Origin of the sequence: Bacillus sp. FCW2, assembly GCF_021228595.1 — a bacterium.
In the GTDB taxonomy this organism is placed as follows: domain Bacteria; phylum Bacillota; class Bacilli; order Bacillales; family Bacillaceae; genus Bacillus; species Bacillus velezensis.
On sequence record NZ_CP089436.1, the window covers coordinates 2,723,936 to 2,744,081 of the forward strand.

At 45.8% G+C, this 20,146-nt stretch carries 22 protein-coding genes, 1 pseudogene and 1 riboswitch; of the genes and pseudogenes, 21 read left to right on the plus strand and 2 right to left on the minus strand.

Annotated features, from left to right (window positions below):
- Positions 1-84: 84 nt before the first annotated feature.
- From K3G25_RS13740 to sufB, 19 genes are all read left to right on the plus strand, one after another.
- Positions 85-2,454 carry a 3-hydroxyacyl-CoA dehydrogenase/enoyl-CoA hydratase family protein gene (locus K3G25_RS13740; protein ID WP_029973600.1) on the plus strand — a complete coding sequence of 790 codons (2,370 nt, stop codon included), beginning with the start codon at positions 85-87 and terminating at the stop codon, positions 2,452-2,454.
- 10 nt (positions 2,455-2,464) lie between these two features.
- On the plus strand, positions 2,465-3,640 hold the full coding sequence (locus tag K3G25_RS13745; protein WP_003151841.1) for an acetyl-CoA C-acetyltransferase: 1,176 nt from the start codon (positions 2,465-2,467) through the stop codon (positions 3,638-3,640).
- A 19-nt stretch (positions 3,641-3,659) separates the two neighbouring features.
- Positions 3,660-5,444, plus strand: a complete 1,785-nt coding sequence (locus tag K3G25_RS13750) for an acyl-CoA dehydrogenase FadE (protein WP_007613612.1) — start codon at positions 3,660-3,662, stop codon at positions 5,442-5,444.
- 113 nt (positions 5,445-5,557) lie between these two features.
- Positions 5,558-5,914 (plus strand): arsenate reductase family protein, encoded by a 357-nt coding sequence (locus K3G25_RS13755; protein WP_003151843.1) that lies wholly within the window; start codon positions 5,558-5,560, stop codon positions 5,912-5,914.
- Positions 5,915-5,973: 59 nt separating this feature from the next.
- A complete protein-coding gene (gcvH, locus tag K3G25_RS13760; protein WP_003151844.1) occupies positions 5,974-6,357 on the plus strand; it encodes a glycine cleavage system protein GcvH in 384 nt (127 codons plus the stop codon).
- Between the two features lie 54 nt (positions 6,358-6,411).
- Positions 6,412-6,648: a YusG family protein gene (locus K3G25_RS13765; protein ID WP_003151845.1), complete on the plus strand. Its 237-nt coding sequence runs from the start codon at positions 6,412-6,414 to the stop codon at positions 6,646-6,648.
- A gap of 69 nt (positions 6,649-6,717) precedes the next feature.
- Positions 6,718-7,083: a toprim domain-containing protein gene (locus K3G25_RS13770; protein WP_007410083.1), complete on the plus strand. Its 366-nt coding sequence runs from the start codon at positions 6,718-6,720 to the stop codon at positions 7,081-7,083.
- A gap of 2 nt (positions 7,084-7,085) precedes the next feature.
- Entirely contained in the window at positions 7,086-7,406 is a 321-nt protein-coding gene (locus K3G25_RS13775; RefSeq protein WP_003151847.1) for a thioredoxin family protein, read from the plus strand.
- Between the two features lie 96 nt (positions 7,407-7,502).
- On the plus strand, positions 7,503-7,853 hold the full coding sequence (locus K3G25_RS13780) for an SCP2 sterol-binding domain-containing protein (RefSeq protein ID WP_007410085.1): 351 nt from the start codon (positions 7,503-7,505) through the stop codon (positions 7,851-7,853).
- Positions 7,854-7,964: 111 nt separating this feature from the next.
- Positions 7,965-8,071, plus strand: a riboswitch (SAM riboswitch).
- Between the two features lie 105 nt (positions 8,072-8,176).
- Positions 8,177-9,202 (plus strand): methionine ABC transporter ATP-binding protein MetN, encoded by a 1,026-nt coding sequence (metN, locus tag K3G25_RS13785; protein ID WP_003151850.1) that lies wholly within the window; start codon positions 8,177-8,179, stop codon positions 9,200-9,202.
- Positions 9,195-9,863, plus strand: coding sequence for a methionine ABC transporter permease (locus K3G25_RS13790; protein WP_003151851.1), 669 nt, complete (start codon positions 9,195-9,197; stop codon positions 9,861-9,863). The genes metN and K3G25_RS13790 overlap by 8 nt, the downstream gene beginning before the upstream one ends.
- Positions 9,864-9,876: 13 nt before the next feature.
- On the plus strand, positions 9,877-10,692 hold the full coding sequence (gene metQ, locus K3G25_RS13795; protein WP_014418825.1) for a methionine ABC transporter substrate-binding lipoprotein MetQ: 816 nt from the start codon (positions 9,877-9,879) through the stop codon (positions 10,690-10,692).
- A 94-nt stretch (positions 10,693-10,786) separates the two neighbouring features.
- Entirely contained in the window at positions 10,787-11,164 is a 378-nt protein-coding gene (locus tag K3G25_RS13800) for a carboxymuconolactone decarboxylase family protein (RefSeq protein WP_029973602.1), read from the plus strand.
- Positions 11,165-11,356: 192 nt separating this feature from the next.
- Entirely contained in the window at positions 11,357-11,509 is a 153-nt protein-coding gene (locus K3G25_RS13805; RefSeq protein ID WP_094296276.1) for a YuzK family famiily protein, read from the plus strand.
- 176 nt (positions 11,510-11,685) lie between these two features.
- The gene (sufC, locus tag K3G25_RS13810) at positions 11,686-12,471 is read left to right on the plus strand and encodes a Fe-S cluster assembly ATPase SufC (protein ID WP_003327022.1); all 786 of its coding nucleotides are present in this window, start codon (positions 11,686-11,688) and stop codon (positions 12,469-12,471) included.
- 17 nt (positions 12,472-12,488) lie between these two features.
- The gene (sufD, locus tag K3G25_RS13815; protein ID WP_014418824.1) at positions 12,489-13,802 is read left to right on the plus strand and encodes a Fe-S cluster assembly protein SufD; all 1,314 of its coding nucleotides are present in this window, start codon (positions 12,489-12,491) and stop codon (positions 13,800-13,802) included.
- Positions 13,802-15,022 (plus strand): cysteine desulfurase SufS, encoded by a 1,221-nt coding sequence (gene sufS / locus K3G25_RS13820; RefSeq protein ID WP_014418823.1) that lies wholly within the window; start codon positions 13,802-13,804, stop codon positions 15,020-15,022. Before sufD ends, sufS begins: the two co-directional genes overlap by 1 nt.
- Entirely contained in the window at positions 15,012-15,455 is a 444-nt protein-coding gene (gene sufU, locus K3G25_RS13825) for a Fe-S cluster assembly sulfur transfer protein SufU (RefSeq protein ID WP_003151877.1), read from the plus strand. The genes sufS and sufU overlap by 11 nt, the downstream gene beginning before the upstream one ends.
- Positions 15,456-15,474: 19 nt before the next feature.
- On the plus strand, positions 15,475-16,872 hold the full coding sequence (gene sufB, locus K3G25_RS13830; protein WP_007410090.1) for a Fe-S cluster assembly protein SufB: 1,398 nt from the start codon (positions 15,475-15,477) through the stop codon (positions 16,870-16,872).
- A 35-nt stretch (positions 16,873-16,907) separates the two neighbouring features.
- Here the strand turns inward: sufB and csn are convergent, their stop codons facing one another.
- Entirely contained in the window at positions 16,908-17,744 is an 837-nt protein-coding gene (gene csn / locus K3G25_RS13835; protein ID WP_003151879.1) for a chitosanase, read from the minus strand.
- 132 nt (positions 17,745-17,876) lie between these two features.
- Positions 17,877-18,341 (minus strand): annotated as a pseudogene (locus tag K3G25_RS13840) (DUF2691 family protein).
- A gap of 128 nt (positions 18,342-18,469) precedes the next feature.
- Between K3G25_RS13840 and K3G25_RS13845 the strand changes: the two are divergent.
- Complete coding sequence (locus K3G25_RS13845) at positions 18,470-18,970, plus strand: hypothetical protein (protein ID WP_029973603.1); 501 nt, start codon at positions 18,470-18,472, stop codon at positions 18,968-18,970.
- Positions 18,971-19,040: 70 nt separating this feature from the next.
- Positions 19,041-19,775 (plus strand): DUF6060 domain-containing protein, encoded by a 735-nt coding sequence (locus tag K3G25_RS13850; RefSeq protein WP_014418820.1) that lies wholly within the window; start codon positions 19,041-19,043, stop codon positions 19,773-19,775.
- Positions 19,776-20,146 lie beyond the last annotated feature (371 nt).

Consider the following 20,146-nt stretch of genomic DNA (forward strand, 5'->3'; position numbering starts at 1 on the left):
TTTAAGATGAAAGAAGAAAAGGGTTTCATTTTTTTTGCCGAAAAAATGAATGACTATTCATTCAAAGTTCAAGGGGGATGACTCATGCACAAGTTTATAAAGAAAGCAGCCGTTCTCGGATCAGGCGTCATGGGGTCCGGAATTGCCGCGCACTTGGCTAACATCGGAATTCCCGTCCTGCTGCTTGATATTGTGCCAAACGAGCTGACAAAGGATGAGATGAAAAAAGGGCTGACATTAGAAAGCCCGGAGGTCCGCAGCAGGCTGAGCCGATCGGCCATGCAAAAGCTGCTGAAGCAAAAACCGGCGCCGCTGACTTCGGCTGCCAATCTCGACTATATAACTGCGGGGAATTTGGAAGATGACGCAGCTCAATTAAAGGATGCTGATTGGATTATTGAAGTCGTCGTCGAAAATCTTGACGTAAAAAAACAGATTTTCTCACTCGTTGATGAATACCGGAAACCGGGAAGCATCGTGTCGAGCAATACGTCCGGTATCTCCGTCACAAAAATGGCGGAAGGCCGATCTGCCGATTTTAAAGCCCATTTCTTAGGAACCCATTTCTTTAATCCGGCCCGCTACTTAAAGCTTCTGGAAATCATTCCGATTCAGGAAACAGATCCTGACGTGCTGGAGTTTATGACTTCATTTGCAGAAAACACGCTCGGGAAAGGTGTCGTCATCGCGAAAGATACGCCTAATTTTATCGCCAACCGCATCGGTACGTACGGCCTGCTGGTCACGGTAAGAGAAATGCTTTCTTCCGGCTGCCGCATCGGCGAGGTGGACACGGTGACCGGGCCTTTGATCGGCAGACCGAAAAGCGCGACCTTCAGAACCCTTGACGTTGTGGGGCTTGATACTTTCGCCCATGTGGCAAAAAATGTGTATGATAAAGCCGACGGTGCTGAAAAAGACATGTTTAAGCTTCCTGAATTTATGAATGACATGCTGAAAAACAATTGGCTGGGCAGCAAATCAGGCCAAGGTTTTTACAAAAAAGAAGGTAAAACAATATATGAACTCGATCCGCTGACCATGACATACGGTGAGCGCTCGAAAATGAAGACGCCCGCGTTAGAAGCCGCCAAACAGGCAAAGGGTGCCAAAGGCAAAATGAAAGCGCTTATATACTCTGATGACCGCGCCGGACGCCTGCTTTGGAATATTACATCGCAAACACTCTTATACTCAGCCCGGCTTTTAGGTGAGATCGCTGATGATATCAAAGCGATTGACGACGCCATGAAATGGGGCTTCGGATGGGAGCTCGGACCGTTTGAGATGTGGGATGCCATCGGCGTCAGAAAATCAGCGGAGCGGCTCGAAGAAGAAGGCGCAGAAATCCCCGGCTGGGTGAAAGAAATGCTTGACCAGGGCCATGAAACATTTTATATGAAGGAAAACGGAACACCATTTTACTATTCAGACGGCCAATACAGGGCTGTGAAAGAAAATCCGAAACGGATCAGCCTGCAAACGTTAAAAGAAACAAAAGGCGTTATCACTAAAAACAGCGGCGCAAGTCTGATTGATCTCGGCGATGATGTCGCGCTGCTGGAATTTCATACGAAAAGCAACGCGATCGGCTTAGACATTATTCAGATGATTGACAATGCGCTTGAGGAAACCGAGCGGAATTATAAAGGACTTGTCATCGGAAACCAAGGCAGACATTTCTGCGCGGGGGCAAACCTTGCGATGATTTTAATGGAAGCTCAGGATGATAACTTCATGGAAGTCGATTTTGTCATCCGCCGTTTTCAGCAGACGATGCTGAACATCAAATACAGCGCTAAACCCGTTGTCGCGGCGCCATTCGGGATGACACTCGGCGGCGGCACGGAAGTCTGTCTCCCGGCGGCACGCGTTCAGGCGGCGAGCGAATCGTATATGGGTCTTGTTGAAACCGGCGTCGGCCTTATTCCGGGCGGCGGAGGAAACAAAGAGCTGTACATGAATTATTTGAACGGCGGAAGTGAACTGATGGACGCGGCCATTAAAACCTTCGAAACAATCGCGCTTGCCAAAGTGTCCGGTTCGGCACACGAAGCCCGTGATATGCAGATTTTGTCCGCGGCAGACCGTGTCAGCATGAATCAGGATCACCTGCTGCACGATGCGAAACAGCTGGCTGCTTCCTTATATGACAGCGGATACCGCCCGCCTGCCCGCAAAAAAGTGAAAGTCACCGGAGAAACCGGCTGTGCGGCATTACTGCTCGGAGCAGACCAAATGAGACGGTCGGGTTATTTATCCGATCACGATATGAAGATTGCGAAGAAGCTGGCCCATGTCATTGCCGGCGGAAGAGTCCCGTTCGGCACGGAGGTTTCAGAAGAATATTTACTCGAGATTGAAAGAGAAGCCTTTTTAAGCCTCGCTGGCGAGGCGAAATCTCAAGCGAGAATGCAGCATATGCTCGTCAAAGGCAAACCTTTACGGAACTAGGAGGGTGTTTATGAGAGAAGCAGTCATTGTGGCCGGTGCGAGAACCCCGGTCGGTAAAGCGAAAAAAGGATCGCTTGCAGCCGTTCGTCCTGATGATTTAGGCGCGCTTTGTGTAAAAGAAACGCTGAAACGGGCAGGCGGCTATGAAGGAAACATCGATGACTTAATTATCGGTTGTGCAACACCTGAAGCCGAACAAGGATTAAATATGGCGCGGAATATCGGTGCGCTGGCGGGGCTTCCTCATACGGTGCCGGCCATTACGGTGAACCGCTACTGCTCTTCCGGGCTCCAATCCATCGCTTACGGTGCTGAAAAAATCATGATCGGCGCGGGTGACACCGTCATTGCGGGCGGTGCGGAATCCATGTCGCAAGTTCCGATGATGGGGCATGTGACACGGCCGAATATCGCTTTGGCGGAGCATGCGCCTGAGTATTACATGAGCATGGGGCACACAGCGGAGCAGGTCGCCGAAACGTACGGCGTATCCAGAGAAGACCAGGATGCATTTGCCGTCCGCAGCCATCAGAATGCCGCAAAAGCCCTTAAAGAAGGCAAATTCAATGACGAAATCGTGCCGGTTGAAGTATCGCTGACAGAAGTCGGTGATGACCATAAGCCGCGGAAAAAACAATTTACCTTTTCACAAGATGAAGGCGTTCGTCCCGGCACATCGGCTGACGTCTTGGCGAAGCTCCGTCCGGCTTTTTCTAAAACGGGAACCGTGACGGCCGGGAACTCTTCACAAACAAGTGACGGCGCGGCGGCTGTCATGCTGATGGATCGCGAAAAAGCATCGTCGCTCGGATTGGCGCCGCTTGTCAAATTCCGTTCCTTTGCCGTAGGGGGCGTTCCGCCTGAGGTAATGGGGATCGGTCCGATTGAAGCCATCCCGCGGGCGCTCAAGCTTGCCGGACTCGAATTGCAGGATATCGGGCTTTTTGAATTGAATGAGGCCTTTGCTTCACAGGCCATTCAAGTCATCAGATCGCTTGGGATAGATGAAGAAAAGGTGAACGTCAACGGAGGCGCCATCGCGCTCGGACATCCGCTCGGATGCACGGGAACGAAGCTGACCCTGTCACTCATTCATGAAATGAAACGGAGAAACGAGCAATTCGGCGTGGTGACGATGTGCATCGGAGGCGGCATGGGCGCTGCCGGCGTATTTGAGCTCATTTAAAACAAGGGGGAAACGAAGCATGAAACAGGAAACGGTCAACGTCAAAAAAGGCGGCAGCTTTCTGATTGAAGAGACGGGATATGATCAAATATTCACTCCGGAGGACTTTACAGACGAACATAAAATGATCGGCAAAACGACAGAAGACTACGTCGTAAACGATGTGCTTCCATATATCGATGAAATTGAAAACCATCAGTTCGAGCATTCGGTCAGACTGCTGAAAAAAGCCGGAGATCTCGGCCTCCTCGGAGCAGACGTACCTGAAGAGTACGGCGGCATCGGATTGGATAAAATCAGTTCAGCCTTCATTACGGAAAAGTTTTCACGTGCCGGCAGCTTTTCGCTGTCTTACGGCGCTCATGTCGGTATCGGCTCCTTGCCGATCGTGTTCTTCGGAACGGAAGAACAGAAAAAAACCTATTTGCCGGACTTGGCTTCAGGGCAAAGAATCGCGGCATACGCCTTAACTGAGCCCGGTTCAGGTTCAGATGCCCTCGGCGCGAAAACCACGGCTGTTTTGAATGAAGCGGGCACACACTATATTCTTAACGGAGAAAAGCAATGGATTACAAACTCCGCCTTTGCAGATGTCTTTGTCGTCTACGCTAAAGTGGACGGAGATAAGTTTTCCGCATTTATCGTAGAAAAGAACTATCCGGGCGTGTCAACGGGACCGGAAGAGAAAAAAATGGGGATTAAGGGTTCATCGACAAGAACACTGATTTTAGATCAGGCGGAAGTCCCGAAAGAAAACCTTCTCGGCGAAATCGGAAAAGGCCATGTCATCGCCTTTAATATTCTGAATATCGGGCGCTACAAGCTTGCCGTCGGCACAATCGGCGCTTCAAAACGGGTGATTGAGCTGTCCGCCGCTTATGCAAACCAGCGCCGGCAATTTAAAACGCCGATCTCAAGCTTCACGCTCACTCAGGAAAAGCTTGCGACGATGTCAGCGCGGCTTTACGCCATGGAGAGCTCTGTATACAGAACAGTGGGCTTATTCGAAGATAATATGAGCAGACTGACGGAAGAGGAGCAAAAAGACGGACGCGAAGTCGCGAAGTCAATCGCCGAGTACGCGATTGAATGCTCGCTCAACAAAATGTGCGGTTCTGAAACGCTTGATTACATTGCCGATGAAGGTGTTCAAATTCACGGCGGTTACGGATTTATGCAGGAATATGAAGTGGAGCGCGCTTATCGCGACTCAAGAATCAACAGAATTTTTGAAGGCACAAATGAAATCAACCGCCTGATCGTAACGAGCACGTTCCTGAAAAAAGCCGTAAAAGGTCAGCTGCCGCTCTTTGAAAAAGCAAAAGCGCTCCAAGAAGAACTCATGATGCTGATGCCTGAAGAGCCGGGCTCAGAACCTCTTGAACAGGAAAAATACATTGTCAGACAGGCGAAAAAGATCGCCCTCTTGACAGCGGGTCTCGCGGCGCAGAAATACGGCAAAGAGATCGAAGGCGAGCAGGAAATCATGGTGAACATTGCCGATATTGTCAGCGCGCTTTACGCTTTGGAATCTGCCGTCCTCAGAACGGAAAAAGCAATTGCGGCGGACGGTGCCGAAAAAGCCGCGCAGAAGCTGTTATATACGGAAATCTTTGCTCAGGAAGCCCTTCAGAACATTGAAGCGCACGCCAAAGAATCACTGATCGCCATGGAGGAAGGAGATTCCCTCCGCATGATGCTTTCCGTGCTGCGCAAACTGACGCGCCTGACGCCGAAAAACCTCATTCAGAAAAAACGTGAAGCGGCAGCCGCCGTCTTCCGTGAAGAAAAATATACGGTCTGATCACATGCTGAAAGCGCTCCTTCATCAGGGGCGCTTTTTCATGAAGCAACGTTATAGGTTTTTACAAGTGATTGTGTTAAAATAACGACGATCATTTACAAGGGGTGAAGAAGATGTCGTTAAATTTTTACTGGTACCCTAAATGCGGAACGTGCCGTAATGCGAAAAAATGGCTGGAAGACCGCGGTAAGGAAATAAACGAAATACATATCGCGGAGGAAACTCCGTCGAAAGAAGAAATTAAAGACCTCTATGAGAAGAGCGGTCTTGAGCTCAAAAAGTTTTTCAACACGAGCGGAATGAAATACCGCGAGCTGAACTTAAAGGAAAAACTGTACCATATGTCAGAGGACGAACAGCTTGAACTCCTGGCATCAGACGGTATGCTCCTGAAACGCCCGATTACGACAGACGGCGAAAAAGTCACTGTCGGCTTTAAAGAAGACCAATTCGAAAAATATTGGATGTAATGCCAGGTTCAAAGAATTATGGTATCTTCTTATTATAAGAAAAAAATGGAGGGATTTAGATGAGCACACCGAAAGATATGCGTTATTCCAAAGAGCACGAATGGGTCAAAGTTGAGGACGGAAAAGCCCGCATCGGGATTACACATTTCGCGCAAGCCGAACTTGGCGACATCGTCTTTGTCGAGCTTCCGGAAGTCGGCGCCGAAATTAAAGCGGACGAGCCATTCGGCAGCGTGGAATCCGTCAAAACCGTATCAGAACTGTACGCACCGATTAACGGAACGGTGACGGAAGTGAACGAAGACCTTGATGACAGTCCTGAATTCGTAAACGAGTCTCCGTATGAAAAAGCGTGGATGATCGTCGTGGAACCGGCTGATGCTGAAGAAATCGAAAACCTCATGACTTCCGAGCAATATGACGAAATGACACAGGAAGACTGATCGGATAGCAAAGGGGCCATTTGGACATTCTATCTGTAACGGGAGGTGTCTAAAATGGCTTTTGATAAACAAAAGGTCGATGTGACGGAGAACGTCACGGGCCGCTTTCAAAACGGCCGGTTTTCCTTGTTTCATGAAAATGAAGCCATCGGCGAGATGACAGGCATGGACCAGTACGAGCTCAAACAGGGCTTTTCATTTGAAAATCAAAAATTTTATAAAACAGCCGATGTCATAAACGGCAGCGATCCGAAATATGTCGATTGCGATTATGAGAATGGCTGGTGTTAACAGTTGGCGGTGAATTTCACTGCCTTCTTTTTCAATCTGACGCTAAAACAATCGGCAGGTGACGCGCTTATGTACAACGGAGATGAAAAGGTCATTATCGTAGAAGGAAAATCTGATAAAATCAAAGTCAGGGAAGTGCTCATCGAACCCGCGGAAATCGTCTGTACAAACGGAACAATCGGCCAAACCGAACTGGAAGATTTGGCGGACCGCCTGTTTGACAGAGACGTCTATATTTTAACGGACGCAGATGACTCCGGAGAAAAATTAAGAAAACAGCTCAAACGGGAGCTTCCCGAAGCGCGCCATATTTATATAGACAGAACATACAGGCAAGTCGAGTCGTGCCCGGGCCATCATCTCGCATCTGTGCTGATCAGAGCCGGCTTTGATGCTGACACTGTATTTTTGAAAAAGAACGACCTGAGGTGGTAATCATGAAAGAACTCCAAGAAAATGAACTCGAATCGATTCAGGATGACGTTTATCTCCTGTATTTGTACACCCCGTTTTGCGGCACATGCCAGCTGGCGTCCAAAATGCTTACTGTCGTTGAAGAAATGCTGCCCGGCGCCGCCTTCTATAAAAACAACGTGAATTATTCCCCCGCATTCGCCAAAGCCTATCAGATTGAAAGCGTTCCGTGCTTTTTGCTGTTTAAAGGCGGAGAGCTTGTTGAGAAAGGATACGCCTTCCGCTCCGTTTCCTATTTATATGAGCTGATTAAACAAAAAACATCGCAAACGTTCCCGATGTGACAATATTTACAGGAAAATGTCGTGCGGTTTATAAAGGGTTCTGTCCGTTAAAAAGAGAAAGTGTATGTATGGCCATTAAAACGGGAGGTTATACGAGTGGAGAAAATAGAAGTTTCAGAGAATGACGGACAGCATCTGTTTTTGAAACCGCTATTAAACGCCTCAACTCTGCTGATTACATTCCAAGGAGAAACAGAAGCCTTAACGGTCTCAATTAACGGACAGGGAGAAATGAGAAAAACGTCGGTTTCAAAGGAAAAATCTAATTTGACCTTCTACGGAAACCAGACGGAAATCATCCATCTCCTGCATGGTGATGTCTCTTTGCAAAAGCTTATCCAAAGCGGAAAACTCAAAGTGAAAGGATCATTCAGAGCTCTGCTGAAGCTGGAGGCCATCCTCTGGCTGACAAACGGATTTTTTCAGGCGATCAGTAAACGGCCTTAAACTGCCAATCTACTATGTGACAATAGCTTCCAATATTTATTTTATTGACTTTTTATCATTCGCCGTGCTATTCTACAGTAAGAATTTCCGGACGAAAATACGATATGTTTTCTCTTATCAAGAGAGGTGGAGGGAAGTGCCCTATGAAGCCCGGCAACCATCAACAATGTTGAAATGGTGCCAATTCACTCGAAGCGGTCTGCTTTGAAAGATGAGAGAAAGGCCTTTTTCAATAAGCCTTTCTGCTCATTTTTGCAGAAAGGCTTTTCTTTTGCGGAGAAACCCGGAAGATTTCTTAGAATAGTGTAAGGCGGGTGATTGCTTTGATCCATCTTCAAAATGTTTCAAAAATTTACAAAGCGAAGCATGGGGATGTCAATGCTGTCCAAGATGTCACTCTTGATATCAAAAAGGGCGAAATATTTGGAATTATAGGATATAGCGGAGCTGGTAAAAGTTCCTTAATCCGTCTCCTGAACGGCCTTGAAAAGCCGACGTCGGGAACCGTGGAAGTCGCGGGGACGGAATTAAATAAAGTAAGCAGCCGCGGGCTGAGAAAAGCGCGCCAGGAAATCAGTATGATCTTCCAGCATTTTAACCTTCTGTGGTCGCGCACCGTCCGGGAGAACATTATGTTTCCGCTGGAAATCGCCGGCGTGAAAAAAAGCGAACGGGTCCGCCGCGCCGATGAATTGATTAAACTGGTCGGATTAGAGGGGAAAGAAAAATCTTATCCGTCGCAGCTGAGCGGCGGTCAAAAGCAGCGTGTCGGCATCGCCCGGGCGCTCGCCAATAATCCGAAAGTCCTTCTGTGCGATGAAGCGACATCAGCGCTCGATCCGCAGACAACCGATTCAATTTTGGATCTTTTATCCGATATAAATGACAGACTCGGTCTGACGATCGTGCTCATTACCCATGAAATGCACGTCATCCGAAAAATCTGCAACAGAGTCGCCGTCATGGAAAACGGGAAAGTCGTTGAAGAAGGCGAAGTACTCCAAGTTTTCAGAAACCCGCGCGAACCGATGACTAAGCGTTTCGTTCAGCAGGTGACAGAACCGGAGGAGACGAAAGAAACCATCCAGCATTTTCTGCAGGAAACAGCGACAGGAAAAACGATTCAGCTTTCATTTGTCGGGCAGGCCGCCGAGCAGCCCCTCATTACGGAAATGATCCGAAACTTTGATGTGGACGTCAATATTCTGCAGGGGAAAATTTCACAGACGAAGGACGGAGCCTACGGTTCTTTATTCATTCATATTGACGGTCAGGAAAAAGAAGTAGAAAACGTGATCCGGTTCATCAAAGACAAACAGGTAGAAGCAGAGGTGATCACAAATGTTTGAAAAATGGTTCCCGAACGTTGATATAACCGAGCTGTGGACGGCCACATACGAGACCCTTTATATGACGGTCATCGCATTAGTTTTTTCATTTATCATCGGAGCGATTCTCGGTCTTCTGCTCTTTTTAACGGGCAAGGGAAGCTTATGGGAAAATAAAATCATTAACACCGTGATTGCGGCGGTCGTTAATATTTTCAGGTCTATTCCGTTTCTTATTTTAATTATTCTGCTTCTCGGCTTTACTAAGATTTTGGTCGGATCGATTTTAGGACCGAACGCCGCATTGCCGGCGCTGATTATCGGCTCCGCGCCGTTTTACGCCCGTCTTGCGGAAATTGCACTGCGGGAAGTCGATAAAGGAGTCATTGAAGCTGCCAGATCAATGGGAGCAAAGACATCGACGATTATCTTCAAAGTGCTGATTCCTGAATCAATGCCTGCGTTAATTTCAGGCATCACCGTTACGGCCATCGCCCTGATCGGATCTACCGCCATTGCCGGCGCCATCGGTTCAGGCGGACTCGGAAACCTTGCATATGTAGAAGGCTACCAGTCCAATAATACGGATGTAACGTTTGTAGCGACAGTATTTATACTCATCATCGTCTTTATCATTCAGATTATCGGTGATGTAATTACAAATATAATAGACAAAAGATAAGGGAGGATTTACATTGAAAAAGATTGTATTAAGTGCGCTGCTGCTTGTGTTCGCGGGAGTTTTGGCCGCCTGCGGGTCAAACGGCTCAAATAAAAAGGAAATCGTCGTCGCTGCGACAAAAACACCGCATGCTGAAATCTTAAAAGAAGCGGAACCGCTCTTGAAGGAAAAAGGCTACACATTAAAAGTAAAAGTGCTGAACGATTACAAAATGTACAACAAAGCGTTAGCTGATAATGAAGTGGATGCGAACTTCTTCCAGCACGTTCCTTACCTTGAACAGGAAATGAAAGAAAATAAAGATTACAAACTAGTGAATGCCGGAGCCGTTCACCTTGAGCCATTCGGAATTTACACGAAAAAATACAAATCACTGAAAGACCTGCCTAAAGGCGCGACCATCATCATGACGAACAATGTCGCTGAACAAGGCCGTATGCTGGCGATGCTTGAAAAAGCCGGACTGATCACACTTGATCCGAAGGTAAAAACGATTGAAGCCACTACGAAAAACATTACGAAAAACCCGAAAAACCTGACATTCAAAAAAATCGCCCCTGAATTAACGGCGAAAGCATATAATGAAGAAGAAGGCGATGCAGTCTTCATTAACGTCAACTATGCGATTCAAAACAAACTGAATCCGTTAAAAGATGCGATTGAAGTGGAATCAACGAAAAACAACCCGTACGCAAACATCATCGCCGTACGCAAAGGTGACGAAAAATCAGAGAAAATCAAAGCGCTTATGGAAGTGCTTCACTCTAAGAAAATCAAAGACTTTATTGAGAAAAAATACGACGGAGCCGTGCTTCCCGTATCTGAATAAAACGAAAACCCCGGATGAATCATCCGGGGTTTTTTTCGGGTATTAATCGGAGAACTGTCCATAATAAAAAGGAAGGTTAACTTATTGGAGGGAAATGGCAGTGGCTCAATACCAGGATAACGGCAAAAGCGTGCATGACGCATTGAAACAATATAAAGAAGGTTTAGGCATATTTGAGCAAAAAATGCCGATGATGGGGCGGAAGTTTAATGAATTTACTGAACAGTGTTTCTCTGCGGATTCATTAACTGAAAAAGAGAAACAATTAATCGCTCTGGGCATCAGCATCAGCGCTCAAGATGAATTTTGCATGATTTATCATACGAAGGGCTGCCTTGACCAAGGGGCGACAGAAGAAAACATCCTTGAGGTCATCGGCGTCGCGGCGGCATTCGGGGGCGGCGCGGCTCTCAGTCAGGGAGTGACCCTCGTGCAGCAGTGCATTCAGGAATTCGGACATACGACGCATTAGAAAGAGCAATCGTGTGAATACCGTTTTTCAGATAAAGCGAGCGCCGGTTTTCGGCACATTCGAAAGGATTCAGGGGCACACTCTCTTTGGCCGGAGCAGAGGATCATTGTTACAATAGAAACAAATATATGAAGGGATTGATTCATTATCTGCACCAGCCACGAGAGACTGGACCTTGACTATACGCCTGAAATGGAAAAAGCGATGCAGAAGTCACACGGCATCGGCTACGAGGAATACGGACGGCGTCTTTCAAAAAGGATGGAAGTCGAACGGCAGAGGGAGCTTGATTATCAAAAAAGCAAGTTCCTCGCAGCGCAGCTTAATGAGAAAATCGGTCAGTAAAAAAGGGTGGATTTCCGCCCTTTTTCTGTTTCAAACAGCTTTAATTACGCCTTGATCTTTGATAAACTTTAGGAATGTTCCGGGTAATATAAAAAGTTGTATTTACTTTTCATTTGTTATAAAATTAGAATGAGAATAAATTGAGAATAATGATTATATATTTTGGAGGTATAGATATGGCTGCTTCAACATTAACGATCAAGGATCTTCACGTTGAAATCGAAGGAAAAGAGATCTTAAAAGGTGTAAACCTTGAAATAAAAGGCGGCGAATTCCACGCTGTCATGGGGCCGAACGGTACCGGTAAATCCACGCTCTCAGCAGCGATTATGGGACACCCGAAATACGAAGTTACAAAAGGCAGCATCACGCTTGACGGCAAGGATGTACTGGAAATGGAAGTGGACGAGCGAGCTCAGGCGGGTCTTTTCCTTGCGATGCAGTACCCAAGCGAAATCAGCGGTGTGACAAATGCCGATTTCCTTCGCTCTGCGATTAACGCACGCCGTGAAGAAGGCGATGAAATTTCTCTTATGAAATTCATCCGCAAAATGGACGAAAACATGGAGTTCCTTGAAATGGACCCTGAAATGGCGCAACGTTACCTGAACGAAGGTTTCTCAGGCGGGGAGAAAAAACGCAACGAAATCCTTCAGCTTATGATGATCGAGCCGAAAATCGCCATTCTTGACGAGATCGATTCAGGTCTTGATATCGATGCGCTTAAAGTCGTTTCTAAAGGAATTAACAGAATGCGCAGCGAAAACTTCGGCTGCTTAATGATCACTCACTACCAGCGCCTTCTGAACTACATCACGCCTGATGTCGTTCACGTTATGATGCAGGGACGCGTAGTGAAATCCGGCGGCGCGGAGCTTGCACAGCGCCTTGAAGCGGAAGGTTATGACTGGATTAAACAAGAACTAGGCATTGAAGACGAAACTGTAGGCCAAGAAGCGTAAGCGTTAGGGGGATAATCATGACATTGGAAACGAAACTATCCGTAGATCAGGAATATGTCAAAGGCTTTTCCGAAAAGCATCAAGAACCTGCCTGGCTGAAAAACCTGCGCTTACAGGCTCTTGAAAAAGCTGAAGATCTGCCGCTGCCTAAGCCTGATAAAACAAAAATCACAAATTGGAACTTTACAAAGTTCAACAAGCATACAGTAGAAAATGCGCCGCTTGCTTCTTTAGAAGATTTAGCTGATGAAGCAAAAGCGCTGATCGATATCGAAAACGAAGACAAAACGTTATATGTGCAGCGTGACCAAACGCCCGCTTTCCTTTCTCTTTCTAAAGAACTGAAAGACAAAGGCGTCATCTTTACGGACATCTTAACGGCTGCCCGTGAGCACAGCGATCTCGTTGAGAAGTATTTCATGAAAGACGGCGTTAAGGTCGACGAACATAAACTGACTGCGCTTCATGCAGCATTAATGAACGGCGGGGCATTCCTTTATGTTCCTAAAAACGTTCAGGTGGAGACGCCTGTTCAGGCCGTTTACGTTCATGAAAGCAATGACACGGCATTGTTCAACCACGTGCTGATTGTCGCTGAAGATCACAGCTCCGTCACTTACGTTGAGAACTACATCAGCACGGTGAATCCGAAAGAAGCTGTATTCAACATTATCAGTGAAGTGGTCACAGCTGATAATGCCAGCGTGACGTACGGCGCCGTTGACAACCTGTCAGCAGGCGTCACAACATACGTCAACCGCCGCGGAGCCGCGCGCGGACGCGACAGCAAAATCGAGTGGGCGCTCGGACTGATGAACGACGGCGACACGATTTCTGAAAACACGACAAACCTCTACGGAGACGGCACATACGGCGATACGAAAACCGTAGTTGTCGGAAGAGGAGAACAGACGGAAAACTTTACGACGCAGATCATCCACTTCGGTAAGGCTTCTGAAGGCTATATCCTGAAGCACGGAGTCATGAAAGATGCCGCATCTTCCATCTTTAACGGAATCGGCAAAATCGAGCACGGCGCGTCTAAAGCAAACGCTGAACAGGAATCCCGCGTTCTGATGCTGAGTGAAAAAGCACGCGGAGATGCAAACCCGATTCTTTTAATTGATGAAGACGATGTAACTGCAGGACATGCGGCATCTGTCGGCCGTGTGGACCCGATCCAGCTTTACTACTTAATGAGCCGCGGAATTCCGAAAGAAGAAGCGGAGCGCTTAGTCATTTACGGATTCCTTGCTCCGGTGGTAAAAGAGCTTCCGATTGAAGGAGTTAAGAAACAGCTCGTCTCCGTCATCGAAAGGAAAGTAAAATAATGAATATCACCGATATTCGTGAACAGTTCCCGATCCTTCATCAGCAAGTGAACGGACATGACCTCGTGTACCTTGACAGCGCGGCGACTTCCCAGAAGCCGCGTGCTGTCATTGAAGCAGTGGATCAGTATTACAACAAATACAACTCCAATGTACACAGAGGCGTTCATACTCTTGGCACGAGAGCGACAGACGGCTATGAAGGTGCGCGTGAAAAAGTCCGTAAGTTTATCAATGCGAAGTCAATGGCTGAGGTCATTTTCACAAAAGGCACGACAACTTCACTGAATATGGTGGCGCTGAGCTATGCCCGCGCCAGCTTAAAACCCGGTGATGAAGTGGTCATCACCCAAATGGAGCATCATGCGAATATCATTCCGTGGCAGCAGGCTGTCAAAGCAACCGGCGCGACTTTAAAATATATCCCGATGCAGGAAGACGGCACGCTTTCGTTGGACGACGTCCGGCAGACTGTCACAAGCCATACGAAGATCGTGGCAGTCGCTCATGTGTCAAACGTGCTCGGCACGATCAACCCGATTAAAGAGATCGCCAAAATCGCTCATGACAATGGCGCGGTCATCGTGGTGGACGGGGCGCAAAGCACACCGCACATGAAAATCGACGTTCAGGACTTGGATTGCGACTTCTTCGCGCTTTCTTCCCATAAAATGTGCGGCCCGACGGGAATCGGCGTGCTGTACGGCAAGAAAGAACTGCTTGAGAATATGGAGCCGGCCGAATTTGGCGGCGAGATGATCGACTTTGTAGGGCTTTATGAATCAACTTGGAAAGAGCTTCCGTGGAAATTTGAAGCAGGCACGCCGATCATTGCAGGCGCGATCGGATTGGGAGCCGCGATTGATTTTCTTGAAGAGATCGGACTCGACGAGATTTCCCGGCATGAGCATAAGCTTGCAGCCTATGCGCTTGACCGTTTCGAGCAGCTAGACGGCGTGACGGTATACGGTCCGAAAGAGCGGGCGGGACTTGTGACATTTAATCTTGATGAGGTTCACCCTCATGATGTCGCGACTGTCCTCGATGCTGAGGGCATTGCGGTCAGAGCCGGCCATCATTGCGCCCAGCCGCTCATGAAATGGCTGGATGTATCTGCTACTGCGAGAGCGAGTTTTTATCTGTATAATACAGAGGAAGAGATCGATAAGCTCGCGGAAGCCCTCCAAAAGACAAAGGAGTACTTTACAAATGTCTTTTAATGCAAATTTAGATACATTATACAGACAAGTGATCATGGATCATTACAAAAATCCGCGCAACAAAGGGGTTTTGGATGACAGCATCGTCGTCGATATGAACAACCCGACTTGCGGCGACCGGATCAGACTGACAATGAAGCTTGACGGCGATACCGTTCAGGAAGCGAAGTTTGAAGGAGAAGGCTGCTCCATCTCCATGGCTTCAGCTTCCATGATGACGCAGGCGATTAAAGGAAAAGATATTGATACCGCCCTTTCCATGTCTAAGATTTTCTCAGACATGATGCAAGGGAAAGAGTATGACGACTCAATAGATCTCGGGGATATTGAAGCCCTTCAAGGCGTTTCGAAATTCCCGGCCCGGATTAAATGTGCCACCCTTTCATGGAAAGCACTTGAAAAAGGAGTCGCTGGCGAAAAAGGCGGCAATTAAAAGATTGGAGTGAAAATGGATGGCTAAAAAAATGCCTGAAATTGGTGAATACAAGTACGGTTTTCACGATAAGGACGTTTCCATTTTCCGTTCAGAGCGCGGATTGACAAAAGAAATCGTAGAAGAAATTTCACGCATGAAAGAAGAGCCTCAATGGATGCTTGATTTCCGCCTGAAATCTCTTGAGCATTTCTACAACATGCCGATGCCGCAGTGGGGCGGGGATTTAAACTCTTTAAACTTTGACGAAATTACGTATTACGTAAAGCCGTCTGAGCGTTCAGAGCGTTCTTGGGATGAAGTGCCTGAGGAAATTAAACAGACATTCGACAAACTCGGTATTCCTGAAGCTGAGCAAAAATACCTTGCCGGTGTTTCTGCACAGTACGAATCCGAAGTTGTGTACCACAATATGAAAGAAGATCTTGAAGAGCAAGGCATCGTCTTCAAAGACACAGACAGCGCGCTGAAAGAAAATGAAGACATTTTCCGCGAGCACTGGGCGAAAGTTATCCCGCCGACTGATAACAAGTTTGCGGCGCTGAACTCAGCTGTTTGGTCCGGCGGATCTTTCATCTACGTGCCTAAAGGCGTGAAGGTTGAAACACCGCTTCAAGCTTACTTCCGCATCAACTCCGAAAACATGGGTCAGTTCGAACGTACGCTGATCATCGTTGACGAAGAAGCAAGCGTTCATTACGTAGAGGGCTGTACGGCTCCTGTGTACACAACAAACTCGCTTCACAGCGCGGTTGTTGAAATCATCGTCAAAAAAGGCGGCTACTGCCGTTATACAACAATTCAAAACTGGGCGAACAACGTTTACAACCTAGTAACGAAACGTACGGTTTGTGAAGAAAACGCGACGATGGAATGGGTTGACGGAAACATCGGTTCTAAATTGACGATGAAATATCCGGCTGTCATTCTGAAAGGTGAAGGCGCGCGCGGCATGACGCTTTCTATCGCTCTTGCGGGCAAAGGACAGCATCAGGACGCGGGTGCGAAAATGATTCACCTTGCACCGAATACGTCATCCACAATCGTATCAAAATCGATTTCCAAACAGGGCGGAAAAGTAACATACCGCGGTATCGTCCACTTCGGACGAAAAGCGGACGGCGCCCGTTCAAACATCGAGTGTGATACGCTCATTATGGATAACAAATCAACTTCTGATACAATCCCTTACAATGAAATCCTGAACGACAACATTTCATTGGAGCACGAAGCGAAAGTATCAAAAGTTTCTGAAGAACAGCTTTTCTACTTGATGAGCCGCGGTATTTCTGAAGAAGAAGCAACAGAAATGATCGTTATGGGCTTCATCGAGCCGTTCACAAAAGAACTTCCGATGGAATACGCAGTTGAAATGAACCGTTTGATTAAATTCGAAATGGAAGGTTCCATCGGTTAATAGTAAAACCCCGCCATGTGGCGGGGTTTTTTTGTTTATTGAATAGTGAAATTACCGTATTCGCTTGACCGGACATGAATCGGCCCGTTTAAATTGTAGTTCTTCTCTTTAACAATATCGCGGAAAACGTCGACACGGGCAACCGATTCTCTCCATTCATCCTGAGTGTCCTCATCTGACGGATTCATCAGATCGTCATAGCGCACATCCAAGAATTTATTGAGCCATTTCTTCTCGTCAGTTCCGTCTTTCGGTGACCCGCCCATTTTTTTGTTCGTGCGTTTAATCAGGGCATAAAAGGAGTCCGGATCATCGCCGTCGCCATGCTGAATCACCGTATCGTACATCACTGCTTTTGCCAAGGCCGTTTTCAGTCCGGCATTTTCTGAACGTTTCATCGCCGGCTGATAATACAAGCTGTCATTTACCTTATCTTGGGCAGCGCGGAAGGCTTTATCATTGCCAAGTGAGCGCCAGGCAGAAGCGAATCCTTTCAGATTGCTGATGTCATCGCTTTCGTCCTTCGCAAGACGACGCAATTCAGGCAAATACTTTTTCAATTTGTTATTCGGCACCGCTTTCGTGTAGACTTCGACTACTTCCAGCGCATCTCCGGTAGCCGTCGTAAAGCCGGCCCGCCCGCAAGTGTAACCTCTTCCGTCATCCAACGCTTCAACATATCCGTATTGGATTTCCGTCTTTCCGTTTTCAAAGATGCTGGTCAGCTGTTCCGCCCGGCGCTTCTGATCCTTATTCAGCCCGGCCGCAAAAACCGTACCGCTCATCATCAGGGTAAAAAACATGGTGAAAATAAGAGATGAAACCGCCGTCTTCTTCCAAAAACCTGCTTTTTTCTTCAAGCTGATTTTCATTGCCATACCCCTTTCATATGTAAGTTACGCACTCAGTATACATGAGGGGGTTGTTTTTTTGTTGAAAACACACGAATTTGTCAATATTTTGAATCCTAAGCCCTATCCGGCGCTTCATAAAAAGAACGACCTTCACCAGACAGACAATCCCGTTCTTGCGTCATTCTCATCTGTAACATAGTCAACGCGGTGAAACCCGCATTGTACAGCCTGCTGATAAAGGGCTTCGAGCATAACCGGATCTTTGCAATATAACGTTACATACGAGCAATCTGCAATGAGAAGCACAAGCTCACAGGAACTCTCCAAATATTCCTCATACGTATTGATTTCCGTTACCATCCCGCCCGGGAAAGCTTTCAATTCAGCAAAAATCATATAATAAGGGTTTCATTCCAGACGCTGACGGAGTTCTTGACCCTGAATGATGCGCTGATTTTGCGGAAACAGGTCTGTATCGGTGTCTTCTTTGAACTCAATATACGCCTCTCCATCACCGATAAACCACGTATAGGAAGAGATGGGGAACGGTTGTAATATATCTGCCGCAAACCGTCCGAATTGATTTGGGATGTTAAATGTAATGCCGCGTTTCATAATAAAATGAGGAAATCGAATAACTAATGACTGACTATTTTGAAATTAAATCCATAGGAGCTTTATTTTATTACTGTAAAATTGCTATAATAATAGCTAATATGTTTCTAAATTGGAGGACTATTGTTATGAAGGGGAAAAAGATCATTATTTGTTTATTGGTCATCTGTATTATTTTCATAATCAGTTTGTTTTTTATTAAGAATAATGAAACTCCTGATTCAGCGAAAAAATTTAATACTGAACATGAAGCTTTACAGTATGCTAAACAAGAATCACCTTATATCACTGATTTTATATATGAAACAAAGGAAATTGACAATGAAAAAGTTGTGATATACAAATTTGAAGAAAATAAACAAATAGGTATAGGAACAGGAACATTGGCATGGAAAGATAAAAAAGTTATATGGGTAAAGAATGGAAATGGTGTAGCGCTTAAAAATCAGAATAATAAGACAGATATTTCATTTGATGTAAAGTCTTATTCAGGTAAAAAATATAAGTTATATGCTGGATTTAACAAAACGAAAAATCTGAAAATTGAAACTCAGACAGATAACAATGTAACCCCTCATGTGGATAAGAAATCTGGAATATATTATTTGTTAATTCCTAGTATAAATTAATCACACCTAGTTTACAAAAATATACTTCTCTGGTAATATTTTGATGTGTCATAAAATAAGGAGGATGTATATGAAAAAGAAAGTTACGCTTTTGATTGCAGTTTTCGTGGTATTTTTGATGGTTTTTGGAAATCCCTCGAAAGGATTCGCTGTCGAGCAATATACCATTAATCTATCTGATTCAAATGTAGAAAAATTTTATGATGAGGAACAAGGTGCAGTAATCGCACCATTCAAAGCGTCAGAACATGGGCTTGTACCTGTTTCAAAAGATGAATATGAAAAAACGACTGAAATAAAAGAAAACGAAGATTTAGAGAATGAGTTTGTTGTTTCTGAGGAAAGTAATGACGAATTAGAATTTAAGCCCTATGCTGACGTTGATCTTAGATATTGGAGATATAAAGAAAAATCAGCCACTAAATATTATGGTGACCCTATTAAAGTTTCAGCAACAATTAAGTGTACTACATCATCGTGCAGAGTAGATAAACAGACGCAAGCTACTGTATCTAAGTCTTACAGTGTTAATGCTTCATCAGAAATTCAAGCTATAAACTATGGAGCTAGTTTTAATTTTACGTCAGCAAAATCTTATTCTACTACATATTCCTTTACGCTCAAAAAAGGCCAATCTGGATATATAGCCTTTAAACCATACAAAAGAAAGTCTACAGGTACCCTAACGCAGTATTCTACAATGCATGGTAAAATCAGCAGTAAATCAGCCTATGGAAGATCAGCGATTAAGATGAAAACCGGAGAAGCTGATGGATACTATACTTTTGTTTTTACTAAAAAATAGTATGATAGATCAGTTTATATAGTGGAAGGATAATAGTGATAATGCCTTTATCCTCTCAATAAGGACGGGGCTTGATACTTAGCCGCGTTCTTTGATGTTCTCTTTTGTTCTTGATCTGTATATACGTTGATTATGACTTTTGAATTGATACTGGCTGCTGTTTGAAAGCTTGCGATTGTCGATTTAGGGTCTGTGTTTTCTTCACATCCATGATGATTTACGTTTAAGACATCACCTTTTCTCTATTGATAGATGGAATCTTTGATAGGAGAGCGAAGAGATTGGTCGACCTTCTGCTTTTTCATATGGGGGCAAAAGGTCGAAGCAAAGCGCTCTATTTGTTAAAATAAATAAGACAAAACAGATAGAAA

Bases quoted from the DNA above. Each gene is read 5' to 3' on its own strand.
- K3G25_RS13745 (WP_003151841.1), top strand. From the start codon at position 2,465: ATGAGAGAAGCAGTCATTGTGGCCGGTGCGAGAACCCCGGTCGGTAAA.
- csn (WP_003151879.1), bottom strand. From the start codon at position 17,744: ATGAAAATCAGCTTGAAGAAAAAAGCAGGTTTTTGGAAGAAGACGGCG.
- K3G25_RS13845 (WP_029973603.1), top strand. From the start codon at position 18,470: ATGAAGGGGAAAAAGATCATTATTTGTTTATTGGTCATCTGTATTATT.
- K3G25_RS13770 (WP_007410083.1), top strand. From the start codon at position 6,718: ATGTACAACGGAGATGAAAAGGTCATTATCGTAGAAGGAAAATCTGAT.
- K3G25_RS13850 (WP_014418820.1), top strand. From the start codon at position 19,041: ATGAAAAAGAAAGTTACGCTTTTGATTGCAGTTTTCGTGGTATTTTTG.
- sufB (WP_007410090.1), top strand. From the start codon at position 15,475: ATGGCTAAAAAAATGCCTGAAATTGGTGAATACAAGTACGGTTTTCAC.
- gcvH (WP_003151844.1), top strand. From the start codon at position 5,974: ATGAGCACACCGAAAGATATGCGTTATTCCAAAGAGCACGAATGGGTC.
- K3G25_RS13790 (WP_003151851.1), top strand. From the start codon at position 9,195: ATGTTTGAAAAATGGTTCCCGAACGTTGATATAACCGAGCTGTGGACG.
- K3G25_RS13775 (WP_003151847.1), top strand. From the start codon at position 7,086: ATGAAAGAACTCCAAGAAAATGAACTCGAATCGATTCAGGATGACGTT.
- K3G25_RS13765 (WP_003151845.1), top strand. From the start codon at position 6,412: ATGGCTTTTGATAAACAAAAGGTCGATGTGACGGAGAACGTCACGGGC.
- sufU (WP_003151877.1), top strand. From the start codon at position 15,012: ATGTCTTTTAATGCAAATTTAGATACATTATACAGACAAGTGATCATG.
- K3G25_RS13805 (WP_094296276.1), top strand. From the start codon at position 11,357: ATGGAAAAAGCGATGCAGAAGTCACACGGCATCGGCTACGAGGAATAC.
- K3G25_RS13755 (WP_003151843.1), top strand. From the start codon at position 5,558: ATGTCGTTAAATTTTTACTGGTACCCTAAATGCGGAACGTGCCGTAAT.
- K3G25_RS13740 (WP_029973600.1), top strand. From the start codon at position 85: ATGCACAAGTTTATAAAGAAAGCAGCCGTTCTCGGATCAGGCGTCATG.
- sufD (WP_014418824.1), top strand. From the start codon at position 12,489: ATGACATTGGAAACGAAACTATCCGTAGATCAGGAATATGTCAAAGGC.
- K3G25_RS13750 (WP_007613612.1), top strand. From the start codon at position 3,660: ATGAAACAGGAAACGGTCAACGTCAAAAAAGGCGGCAGCTTTCTGATT.
- sufS (WP_014418823.1), top strand. From the start codon at position 13,802: ATGAATATCACCGATATTCGTGAACAGTTCCCGATCCTTCATCAGCAA.
- K3G25_RS13800 (WP_029973602.1), top strand. From the start codon at position 10,787: ATGGCAGTGGCTCAATACCAGGATAACGGCAAAAGCGTGCATGACGCA.
- sufC (WP_003327022.1), top strand. From the start codon at position 11,686: ATGGCTGCTTCAACATTAACGATCAAGGATCTTCACGTTGAAATCGAA.